8 protein-coding genes are annotated in these 12,004 nt (G+C 56.8%); 4 read left to right on the forward strand and 4 right to left on the reverse strand.

All coding sequences use genetic code 11. The annotated features are described in order from the left end of the window. Positions 1-21: 21 nt before the first annotated feature. The 3 genes from hmeg3_RS19625 to kynU form a co-directional block, all read right to left on the reverse strand. On the reverse strand, positions 22-1,725 hold the full coding sequence (locus hmeg3_RS19625) for an LVIVD repeat-containing protein (protein WP_094566465.1): 1,704 nt from the start codon (positions 1,723-1,725) through the stop codon (positions 22-24). A gap of 105 nt (positions 1,726-1,830) precedes the next feature. Then, complete coding sequence (locus hmeg3_RS19630; protein ID WP_094565226.1) at positions 1,831-2,862, reverse strand: porin; 1,032 nt, start codon at positions 2,860-2,862, stop codon at positions 1,831-1,833. Between the two features lie 288 nt (positions 2,863-3,150). Next, positions 3,151-4,386 (reverse strand): kynureninase, encoded by a 1,236-nt coding sequence (gene kynU, locus hmeg3_RS19635; RefSeq protein WP_094565227.1) that lies wholly within the window; start codon positions 4,384-4,386, stop codon positions 3,151-3,153. A 554-nt stretch (positions 4,387-4,940) separates the two neighbouring features. On the opposite strand from kynU, the gene hmeg3_RS19640 reads away from it, so the two are divergent. The 3 genes from hmeg3_RS19640 (at position 4,941) to hmeg3_RS19650 (ending at position 8,705) form a co-directional block, all read left to right on the forward strand. Continuing rightward, positions 4,941-5,210, forward strand: coding sequence for a type B 50S ribosomal protein L31 (locus hmeg3_RS19640; protein ID WP_007876624.1), 270 nt, complete (start codon positions 4,941-4,943; stop codon positions 5,208-5,210). 242 nt (positions 5,211-5,452) lie between these two features. Next, on the forward strand, positions 5,453-7,171 hold the full coding sequence (locus hmeg3_RS19645) for a glycosyltransferase family 39 protein (protein ID WP_094565228.1): 1,719 nt from the start codon (positions 5,453-5,455) through the stop codon (positions 7,169-7,171). A gap of 151 nt (positions 7,172-7,322) precedes the next feature. Continuing rightward, positions 7,323-8,705 (forward strand): MATE family efflux transporter, encoded by a 1,383-nt coding sequence (locus hmeg3_RS19650; RefSeq protein WP_094565229.1) that lies wholly within the window; start codon positions 7,323-7,325, stop codon positions 8,703-8,705. On the opposite strand, the gene hmeg3_RS19655 is transcribed toward hmeg3_RS19650, so the two are convergent. After that, the gene (locus hmeg3_RS19655; protein WP_094565230.1) at positions 8,702-10,762 is read right to left on the reverse strand and encodes a bifunctional diguanylate cyclase/phosphodiesterase; all 2,061 of its coding nucleotides are present in this window, start codon (positions 10,760-10,762) and stop codon (positions 8,702-8,704) included. The two genes, hmeg3_RS19650 and hmeg3_RS19655, sit on opposite strands and share 4 nt — an antisense overlap. Positions 10,763-11,427: 665 nt before the next feature. On the opposite strand from hmeg3_RS19655, the gene hmeg3_RS19660 reads away from it, so the two are divergent. Continuing rightward, on the forward strand, positions 11,428-11,856 hold the full coding sequence (locus tag hmeg3_RS19660; protein ID WP_094565231.1) for a DNA-binding protein: 429 nt from the start codon (positions 11,428-11,430) through the stop codon (positions 11,854-11,856). Positions 11,857-12,004 lie beyond the last annotated feature (148 nt).

The raw sequence follows: 12,004 nt of genomic DNA on the forward strand, positions 1-12,004 counted from the left end.
GTATAGGTAGAGGCCCGGCGCTTATTTCTTCGGCATGCCGAACACGGGTTGTCCCAGCAGCGGCACCGACAAGGTGTAGATACCGTGGTTGGAAAACACCCACACCAGATTACGATCCCACTCGACGAAAATGCTGTGCACCGGATTTGGCAGAGCACGGATCGATTGTGTCTGTTCATCCTTGGTGTGACGCGACGGATCGATCATCTTCGGCACGAAGTAAGCGGCGATGGTCGGATTCAGCGGATCCTTCACGTCAAACATCTGCATGCCCGCGTTGTAGTACGAGTACGGCATGTAGCGCGGGCTTGGCGTGCCTGGCTGGATCTGAGCGTAACCACTGCGCTTAGGACCGAAGCTGCCGCGACGCTGGCAAAAGTCGGTGAATGGCGCATCCTTCGGCGGGACCGGTGTCGGCAGCGTGTTGACGATCTTCGGATTCTTCGGATCGCGCACGTCGATCGAGTAGATCGCCTTGAGCGGTTCGTAGCAGTCTTCGGTCATCGGATAGCCGCTGTAGTACACCATGCCGGTCGACTCAACCTTGGAGACGTCGATGTTGTCGCCTTCGGTACCGGTCACGCTGACAGGCATGTCGATATGTGCGACTTGCTTCATGTTCTTCGGATCGGAAATGTCGATCACGTAGAAGCCGAAGCCGCCCATCGCTGCATAGCCGTACTTGCCGCCCTGCTCAACCGGTTTCGGAATGAACAGCGGCATGCGCGAACCCATCCACGAGGTCTTGTTGCCGGCGCGAGGATTTTTCTTGTATTCCTCTTCTTCACCGAGACGCGAGCCTGGCGCCCACCACATCGACAGACGTTTTGGATTACTTGGATCGGAGACGTCGAACGCCAGTTGGCCGCCGGTGTACAGATAGTTCTTGTACTCCTGGTTGGCGAAGCTGTTGTCCGGCGCACCGGCGACGAACAGGTACTGATCGCCGTTATAGACCGGCACGTCCTGACAGCCGGAACCTTCCTGCGGCTGCTGTTGCGCCGAGTGATAAGGATCGAGCGAAGTCTCGGACAACAGTTTCCAGTCAGTCCATTGCGGGCTGGTCACTTCGAAAATGCGGAAGCCGCGCAACATCTGCCGGGCACGCACATTTTTGACTTCGTCGGGCTTGGTGTACTTGTTGGAGAGCAGGCCGTAACGTGTGATTTCATAACACTGTACCGCGATCATCTTGTTCAGCTTCTTGTTGAACTTGACGTTGAACGGGCCGAACTGATGTTCACCGCCGCGGGTGTTGAAAGTCTTCTGCTGCACCACCTTGATGTCATGCGGATCGGTGATGTCGAACAGGTTGTACATCCAGGTTTCGTAGTCGTACAGATAGCGGCGGCCGTTCCAGTCAAACGAGGCCTGCCAGCTGTGCCCGGCGCCGGCAACGTAAGGCGTGAAATTCTCGACCTTGACGTTCTTTTCGTATTGGTTCAGATCCAGGTAAGGCAGGCTGCCTTCCACCGGGTGCGCACCGTAGGCGTCAGGCGCCATGTCGGGGCTTTTGAATTTGCCGGTGGTCTTGTCATAGCCCCAGGTGCCCGGCGCCGGATAAGCCGGTTCCCCCGGCAGCAGCGGATGCTGCGGCATCGCTTGCGGCGCATCGGGTGCAGTCAGGTTGACGCCGCTGCGCGGTTGCTGTGCGTGGGCCGACATGACGACAGCGCCAGCCAGCAACGCGACGATCGTGCTGAATTGGAAAAATTTTGTTTTCATGACTCCTTCTTTCATTTAAACACCTCCTTGAATCTGGTCGGAGCCGGCTTGCGCCGACTCCTCTTTGCCGCATGCCAGACGTAAAAACATCAACACATCAGGACATCAGAACGCGTGACGAATACCCAGCTGGATGCCACTGTTCGGCGACGGCGAACCGCTGCTGTTGAAGGTCATCGGGTACGCCACGGTCGTGTTGTTCTTCACGTTGATACGGCCATAGTTGGCATACAGGTCAGTGCGCTTGGACAGGTTGTAACCGTAGCCGAGCAGCATGCCTTTGGCGTCCGACATGGCGACGTTCTTGTCATCCTTCTTGACCACGAAGCTGGCGAAGACGCGATGGCGATCGGTGATCTGCCAACGCACGCCGGCTTGCGCATCCCAGCCGCTGGCGTTGAAGCCGACATACGGTGGATAGGCGTAGTAGCCGTTATAAGTGTGATAGATGAAGGTAGGCTCGACCGAACCGAAGCGGTACGCCAGCGCGAAGTAGTTGTCGCGCGAGCTCAGGATGTTGGGGCCGGTCAGGTTCTTGTTGTACTTGAGGTCGCTGACGGCGCCGGCGAACAGCGGGCCTTCGCGATACTCAATGGCAGTACTGACATAGCGACCATTACTGGTGCCATCTTCCTGACCGGCGGTGACCATGAAGCGGCCCATGAAACCGCCCACGCGCGGCGTGTTGTAGGCCAGCGAGTTATTCTCGCGATACGGCGCGTAGAAGAACTGCATGTTGCTGACGATACTGTAGTCGGCCGACCAGCTTGGGTCGGCATAACCTGCGATCCAGTACGAAGGGGTGTTCTGACGTCCCATGGAGATCGTGCCCCAGGAGCCTGTCAGGCCGACAAACGACTGGCGCGGCGTCGGACCGGCACCGGTATCGGCAGAGAACTGCATTTCATGCGTGAAGAAGGCCTTGCTGCCACCTCCCAGATCTTCATCGCCACTGAAGACAAGGCGCGATGCATTGAGGCCACCGCTGGAAATACGATTGACGCTGTTCTTCGGCGTCGACAAATGCTCCAGATTGATATCGACGAAGCCGGAAATTTTTACGCCGTCTTCGGCGTGAACCACTCCGCTTGCTCCCGCCAACAACAATGCGGACGCAACTGCACCTTTGAGTTTCATCACTACTCCTCCCTGTTAATTTTTACCCACTGCGATTTATTTCTATCTCGAGAGCGGGGGGTCTGCTCATAGTTAATTTGAGAGTGCGAACGCGCGGCAGGCGTTGACTGCCTAGGCGCTGCGACGCGCCGTAGCAGTGCTACGGCAGGAACGCACCTCTCAAATTAACTATGAACAGACCCCTTTTCCCATCTCCTTCTGTCGAGGTGATTGGGGACAACCGGGTAGCGCCGGCGACATAGGCCGGCGCGTCAAATTGGACTGCTAAAAACTGTTATCTATTTCTGATCAGGTCACTGCCTTCTTGGTGAGGAATTTGTCCTGATTCCATTCGCCGCTTTCCATGATTTCGGCGATTGCCTGTACGGTGTCGTAGACGTTGGTAAAGCTCACGTACAGCGGCGTAAAACCGAAACGCAGAATGTTCGGCATGCGGAAATCACCTGTGATGCCGCGTGCGATCAACGCCTGCACGATGGCGTAGCCTTGCTCATGTGTCAGCGACACCTGGCTGCCGCGTACGGCAGAGTCGCGCGGCGAGGCCAGACCGAATTGGTAGGGCGAGAGCTTTTCATCGACCAGTTTGATAAACAGCTCGGTCAGGGCGACGCTCTTCTTGCGCAGGGCGCTCATCTCGACGCCGTCGAAAATCTCCAGTGCCGATTCCAGCGACAGCATCGACAACAGCGGCGGCGTGCCGCATTGCATACTTTCGATGCCGGGCGCCGGCTCGTAGCCGAGCACGAATTCAAAAGGACGCACGTGGCCGTGCCAGCCGGACAGCGGCTGGCGCATGTCCTTGTGGTGGCGTTCCGCGACGAACACAAACGCTGGCGCGCCAGGGCCGCCGTTCAGATATTTGTAACCGCAACCCACTGCCATATCAGCCTTGGCCGCATTGAGGTCGACTTCCACCGCGCCGGCGCTGTGCGCCAGATCCCACAAGGCCAGTGCGCCGACGGCGTGTGCCTTGGCGGTGATTTCCTGCATCGGATAGATCTGACCGGTGCGGTAGTTGACGTGAGTCAGCATGACCACGGCAACGCTGTCGTCGAGACCGGCAAGCACGGCTTCCGGTGTCGAGTCGACATAACGGATTTCGAGATTGAAGATTTCGGCCACGCCCTGAGCGATATAGAGATCAGTCGGGAAATTGCCGCGTTCGCTGAGGATGACCTTGCGTGCCGGATTCAGACGAACAGCGGCGACCAGCGCCTTGTACAGATTGACCGAGGTGGAGTCGGCGACCATGACTTCATCCTTGCCGGCGCCGATCAGGCGTGCAACTTGTCCGGCTACGCGCTTGGGCAGGTCGATCCAGCTGGCGTCGTTCCAGGAGCGGATCAGGCCGTTACCCCATTCCTTGACCATGACTTCCTGCATGCGTGCCGGCAAGTGTCTGGGCATGGCGCCCAACGAGTTGCCGTCGAGATAGATCTCGCCTTCCGGCAATGCAAACTTGTCGCGGCATGCGGCCAGCGCATCTTGCTGGTCCAGCGTAATACAGTCCTGTCTTGTTACCATGTTGATTCCCAAATCTAAAAATATCTGCACGATCACGTGTGATAACGCGTAATGACGAGCGTCAGCACTGGTCTTGCGGTGTTGTCTGTCTTTTTTGTGTTTTACCGGCTGGAGCCGCTGTCCGTGCTGCTTAGGCCAGCCTGACTACATGCGGCTCAGTATGAAGTGACGGGGGGATAAGCGAAAATGAATAATTGTGCGTCTGTTATTCCGTTAATTTATAGTCAAATACATATAGCGACTATCCCGGCGCAATCCGGCTGTTGTCCGCCCAACAATGAGGCAGTCACCCCGTAAGCCGCATGGGCGCTGAATGATAAAGCATTTGGGCCGCAGGCTGACTCGCGTTTGAAGCCAGAACGCGGAGCAATCGGCGGAAAACAACGCCGGCACCCGGGCAAAGCCATTCAGGGCCAACGCCAACCTATGCAAACCCATGATTTCATTGTATAATTTCGGACTTTTCACCCCCGGCAAGTGATCGACAATCGGGTCAAGAAGCAAGACGACCGACGAAGTGATGATTGGCTACCATTAATTTTTAAGGCAAAAAAATGAAACAAGGCATTCACCCGGATTACCGCGAAGTTCTGTTCCACGACGTTTCGAACGACTTCAAGTTCATCACCCGTTCGACTATCGGCACTCGCGAAAAGGCCGAATTCGAAGGTAAAGAATACCCACTCGTGAAGATTGAAGTTTCTTCCGAATCGCACCCGTTCTACACCGGCAAGCACAAGATCGTTGACACCGCTGGCCGCGTTGAAAAGTTCCGCCAAAAATTCGGTACAGTCGGTTCCAAGACTGCCGTCGCTGCAGAGTAATCTCTGTACGATGTCAAAAAAGGCAGCTCAGGCTGCCTTTTTTGTTTTTTGCCCGCCACGCGACGGTGAACTGTCTCATCTGCCTCAGCCAGCATCTGTTCGCCCCTAAGGCCGTTACGGTCAAATACAACTTTTAACAGGGTTTTGCTGCACAATATCGCCTGCAAACTTGTCGACAAAACGATACCCTGAATTTGCACTCCAACAGTGCACCAAAACTAAACAAGAGCAATAACACCTTGATGAAGCCAGTCCGTCTCCCTGCTGCTGCGACCAATGCACTGCCTCGCTGGGGCCTGCTTGCAATCGGCCTGCTCTATATCCTGCCGGGCCTGATAGGCCGCGACCCATGGAAGAACGATGATGCCGCCAGTTTCGGCATCATGTGGACCATGGCGCACGGTAATCTGATGGATTGGCTGGCGCCGAATATCGCCGGCATGGCGATGCCTGCCGAAAGCCCGCTGGCTTACTGGTTTGGCGCGATCTGCATCAAACTGTTCGGCTGGCTGCTCGGCGATCCTCTGGCGGCGCGTATTTCGACCGTGGGCTGCTTCCTGATCGGCTCGCTGTCGATCTGGTACGCCACCTATCTGCTGGGTCGCCGCAACGAGGCGCAACCGCTCAAACTGGCCTTTGGCGGCCAACCGGAGCCACGCGATTTCGGCCGTACGCTGGCCGATGGTGCTTTCCTGATTTATCTTGGTTTCCTCGGCTTGCTGCTGCACAGCCATGAAACCAGCGCCAAGACCATGCAAATCGCACTGGTGTCCTATGCGTTGTACAGCTCGGTGCGCGTGTTCGATACGAATAAAGTGCATCAGGCGCTGTCGCTGGGTGCGGTACTCGGCCTGCTAGTCCTGGCTCATGGCTGGCTGCTGCCGAGCGGCTTGCTGATCGGATTGCTGGTGCTTTCCGGACTCTATTACCGTCCCGTTTTTAAATCGTTGCTGGGCGTGGCGCTGCCGGTAGCGCTGGCAATCTGCGTGATCTGGGTATTGACGATCAATGCGTTGTTGCCTGAAGCCGGTGCGCAATTTTCTACCTGGCTGAGCTGGAACATCTATCAGTTGAACTGGCCGACTATGGCCTCGCTGAAATTCTTCCTCAAATACGGTGTGTGGTTCGCCTGGCCGGCCTGGCCGTTTGCCGGATGGGCCGTCTATGCGTGGCGCCGCCAGCCGCATTCGCTGCATATCTCGCTGCCGCTGGCGTTCTTCATCCCGTTGACCCTGCTGGTCCTGCTGAACGTGCACAGCGAACAAGGCATCCTGCTGCCGCTGTTGCCGGCGCTGGCCATCCTCGCGGCATTTGGCCTGCCGACCATGAAACGCGGCGCCATCAATGCGGTGGACTGGTTCTCGGTGATGACGCTGACCACCTGTGCGGCCTTCATCTGGATCGGCTGGATCGCCAAGGAAACCGGTTGGCCGGCGCAGATCGCAAAGAATGCCTACAAGCTGGCGCCAGGCTATCAGCCCGGCTTCAACATGATTGCGCTGGCGATTGCGATCCTGACGACCATTTTCTGGATCTTGCTGGTGCATTGGCGCATCTCGCGCCGTCCATCGGTGCTGTGGCGTGCGGTGGTGCTGTCATCAGGCGGCGTGGTGCTGTGCTGGGTGCTGCTGATGACCTTGTGGCTGCCTTGGGTCAACTACGGCAAGAGCTACGCCGGTGTTGCGCAACAGATCGAAGAGAAGATGTCGGCTGTGAAGCAATGCGTAGAGTCCAACGTCGGACCAGCCCAGCGTGCTTCGTTCGCCTACTTCGGCCATGTGCGCTTTGAAGACCGCCCGGATATGCGTTGCGACTTCCTGCTGCTGCAAGACAATATCGATAATCAAAATGCCGAACAGATGTTGCGCCAGTACGAGGGCAACTGGCAAATGCTGTGGGAAGGCCGCCGTCCGTCCGACCGCGACGAGCGCTTCCGCTTGTATCGCCGCATTGGGCGATAATTGAGGGCAGAGCGCGGCAGATCATTATCTGCTGCGCTTTGTTCACGCTGGACGCCGGTACGAGCGTCTGTGCTGCCGCCAACGCAAAAGAAATCTGAAAGAGAATAGAGCGCAGGCTTCGCCAGGAAGCCTGCGTTGATCATTTATCCGCATGACTCAACGCTTCCATACCTTCCGCATTGCCTCGCTGGCCTGGCCCATCCTGATCGGCCAACTGGCGCTGATTGCCAACGGCGTGATCGATACCGCCATGGTGTCGCGCTTTTCGGCGATGGATCTGGCCGCACTGGCGCTGGGCGTATCGATCTACGTGAGCGTCTTTGTCGGCTTGTCGGGCGTATTGCAGGCGCTGTTGCCGATTATCGGCCAACTCTACGGCGCACGCCGGCTGGAAGATATCGGCCGCGAAGTGAAGCAAGGTTTATGGCTGGCGTTTTTCCTGAGCTGCATCGGTTGCCTGGTGCTGCTGTTCTCCCCTGCTTTTCTATCCTTTGCACAAGCCTCGCCGGAGCTGGCTGAGAAGGCGACACTGTACCTGCGCATCGAAGCACTGGCCTTGCCGGCCACGCTGGGGTTTCGCGTCTACGCGGCGCTCAATACGGCGATCGCCCGGCCGAAGATGGTCATGGCGATTCAGATCGGCGCGTTGCTATTGAAGATCCCGCTCAACGCCTGGTTCATCTTCGGCGGACTCGGCTTGCCGGCGTTCGGCGGTCCGGGCTGCGCCATCGCAACCAGCCTGATAGCGTGGCTGATGCTGCTGACCGGCTGGATGCTGGTGCGCAAAGCGCCGATCTATCGCGAACTGAAGGTCTTCGGCAGCGGCTTCATCAAACCGCAGTGGACGGCGCAGCGCAGCCTGCTGAAGCTGGGCATCCCGATGGGCCTGAGCTACTTCATCGAAGTCACCGCCTTTACGCTGATGGCGATCTTTATCGCGCGTCTGGGCGCCGTGGCTGTAGCCGGGCATCAGATCACAGCCAACGTCGGCACCGTGCTGTATATGCTGCCGCTGTCGCTGGCCAACGCCACCGGAACATTGGTAGCGCAAGCCATCGGCGCACGCGACTGGCGCATGGCCAAGACCATTTCCCGCGCCGGTATTCGCCTGTCAGCCGTCCTGTCCGTACTCATCGGCGTGATCGTATGGTTTGCGCGTGAAGACATCATCCGCGCCTATACGCCGGATGAGGTGATCATCGCGTCGGCGCTGCCTTTGTTTCTGTTCATCGCGTTCTATCAGTTGTTCGACTCACTGCAGGTAACGACTGCGTTCGTGCTGCGCGCGTACAAGGTGGCAGTGATCCCCACGGTGATTTATGCGGTGGCATTATGGGGTGTCGGACTTGGCGGCGGTTACGTACTGGGTCTGGACCCATTCGGATTTTCTCCGTCCTGGCTGCATGGCGCAGCAGGCTTCTGGCTGGGTAACAGCGCCAGTCTGGGCGTAGTGGCATTCTTCCTGATCTGGTATCTGCGGGTGGTGCAACGGCGTATCGCCACCGACCAGGCAAGCATCTCCGCAAACCCTTAGGCGAAGGCGCGTCCTGGCCCCAGCAATTGCTGCATGTCGACAGCCGCTGCCGGCCGGCCCAGCAAGAAGCCCTGCACCTGATCGCAGTTGAGTTTTTGCAGTGCCTCGAGTTGCGCTTCGGTTTCTACGCCTTCGGCCACCACTTCCATATTCAAGGCATGCGCCAGCGCGATGATCGCCGATACGATGGCGGGCCCGGAGTCGCCGCCCTGATCAAGACGCGAGGTAAAAAAACGATCGATCTTGATCTGGCGACAGTGGAATTGCTGAAGGTAAGCGAGGCTGGAATACCCGGCGCCGAAATCATCAATGGCAATATCGAAACCCAGCGCCTGCAGGTCCGTGATGATGCGTGCGGACTTTTCGACATTCTTCATCGCAGCCGTTTCCGTGATCTCGAACATCAGGCGTTGCGGCGCGATGCCGGCTTGCCCGACAATCGCGGTGACGCTATCGACCAGATCAGGACGCATCTGCAGCGGCGACAAATTCAACGCCACCTTCACCGGCGGCCGCCCTTCCGCATCCCAACGCACGATCTGCGCACATACCTCGCGCAACACCCAGTCGCCAATCGGAATGATCTGCCCTGAGCGCTCAGCGATCGGAATAAACTCGGTCGGGCTCATGCTGCCCAGCTCGGGATGATTCCAGCGCAGCAATGCTTCCACACCTGTGAGCGTGCGCTGCCGGCCTTCGAATTTTGGTTGGAAATGCAGCGACAGCTGGTTGTGTTCCACCGCCTGCTGCAAGGCGTGACGAATGGTCAGATGACGCATCGCACTGGCATGCATGGCCGGCTCGAAGAAACGATAGGTGTTGCGGCCATTCTGCTTGGCCTCGTACATCGCGGCGTCGGCGTTTTTCATCAATGCATCGACTGTCTCGCCGCTGTTCGGATATACCGCGATGCCGATACTGGATGTGACACGCAAGGTCGCCTCGTCGACGCGAAAATCCTGGCGCAACACGCTGAGAACATTCTCGGCCAGGTTCTCGACCACTTCCGGTGTAGCCAGGTTGCTCATCACCACGACGAACTCATCGCCACCAATACGCGACACCATATCTTCACCGCGAATACAGGCACGGATACGTTGACCGACCGCAATCAGCAAACCGTCGCCAACTGCATGTCCGAGCGAGTCGTTGATCGCCTTGAAACCATCCAGATCCATGAACAGCACCGCAAACGACAGACCGCTGCGCTTGGACACATGAATCGCATGCTGAATACGTTCCGCCAGCAAGGCCCGATTGGGCAAACCCGTCAGCACATCGTGCGTGGCGAAATGCAACAGCTTGTCGTTGGTGCGCCCGACAATCTTTTTAAGCAGCTTGGTCTTTTGGGCGCCACTGAAGATCAATGCGGCAATCAGCACGAACAGCGTGCCGAGCAGCACGACGCTCATCAGATTGTCGCGATCCATATTGCCGTAGGTGCTGCTGATGCTGTCCGGCGAGAAATACGCCGCGGCGATATTCAGCCCATGCATCAAGAAGATGCCGAGCCCCAGCACCGCAGCCATCGTGACGCGCTTCCAGAAATGATCGCTCTTGCGCGCATTGAGTGTATAGATAACCCAGATGCTGAGCATCGCCACGCTGATCGACAGCAACACCGACAAGGACTCCAGCCACGGCATATAACGCACCGCCGGCGTGATCTGCATGGAATGCATGCCCAGATAGTGCACCAGCGCCATGCCCACGCCAAGGACGACGCCGTCGGCCAGCATGCGCAGCCAGCGCAGGCGGCGTTGTATGGAGCGATGCAAGAGATAGAACGAGAGCGCGATGCACAGCAGCAGCGACAGTGTGGTGAGGACGGCGTTGTAACCGACATTGATCGGCAGCTGGAACGCCAGCATGCCCGTGAAGTGTGCAGCCCAGATGCCGACACCGAACACCAATGCTCCGCCACCCAGCCACATGCGTCGATAGCGCGTGGTTTCCTGGGATGCAATGCGTTCAGCGATTTCCAATACCGTGTACGAAGCCAGCGTCGCAACAAATAATGAAAAACAAATCAGCAAGAGATTATAGGAGCCAGCCATGATCTGAAAAATCCGTCTGCATTTTCCGTTTCAAACTGCAAATTACGAAATGAATTTCGAGAAGCGAAACTCAATCATTCACAACCACATCGAACGCCGTGTGATCCCGGCCTGCGCTTGTAGGCGGCCATGGGACTTAAATATTCAAAACAGGGCAAAGCCGGAACCGAGGGAAGTCGCCGTCAAAACCTCGAAGATGCACTGATTATTTTTTGCGCCTGTTTTTACTGTCGTCGTTTGCTCATTATTCATTCGCGACGACCGGCGCAATCCCTTTATCCGCGCCTATTCTAGCCTGTCTGCACTAAAAAAGCCCGGCTTCTTCGCCGAGGTTTTATACCTAAAGAGTTAACTGAATGTTTTAACAATCTCTCAAATTTCTTTTACTTGCCCATCGACATCAATCGAGATTACATACGCCGCAGTAGCTTGTTAAAAAACTGCTGCACGGAAAAGTTGGTTACCGGCCTGAAAGTCTTGCTGGGCGTCATGTTGACAGATTCCGACACGTTACAATTGTTATCTATCAGTCAAGTTAAAAATAAGACAAGATACGCAAAACGACGCCGCGATTTGCAGAGTTGATTACAAGTCACATCCTTCGCGTAATTATTCAGAAACGCAAACGTACCCAATTTTTAACTGCCAGGCAGTAACTTCCAGTCATGGAAAACGCGAACGAAAAATTTGCAAAACGACTGCGCGCCTCGATGGAAAAAGCGGGATATGAGCCCAAGCCTGCCGTCCTGGAACGCGAGTTCAATTTGCGCTATTGGGGAAAACCGATGACGCTGCACGGCGTGCGCCGCTGGCTTCTCGGTGAATCAATGCCCAATCAGGACAAGCTGGAAACACTTGCCGAGTGGCTCATTGTCACGCCGCAACATCTGCGCTTCGGCGAGGAGATCGGCAAACGCATCGACAAGCGCCGCGCCCGCTGGGAAGAGGCGATCGGCTACCGCGAGCGTGAAGCCTTCGAAGCCTTCATCAATTTGCCTGCGCCGCAGCGCAAGATCGTCAAGGAAGTGATCTTCGCCTTCGCGCAAGTGACTGCAACGGTGACGCCAAAGGTCAGCACAAAAACCAAGGCCTGATTTTTACATCAGCCGTTTCTTGAGCGCTATCGTCTTGGTTGAATTGCTGAATTGTTGTTCAGCAAGAAGACCGGAAACACTCGATACGAGTAGGTAAGTCATCTCGTTGAGTGAGCGCATTCCACCTGCACGTTTATTTTCTTGCTTA

Source organism: Herbaspirillum sp. meg3, from assembly GCF_002257565.1.
Lineage (GTDB): Bacteria > Pseudomonadota > Gammaproteobacteria > Burkholderiales > Burkholderiaceae_D > Herbaspirillum.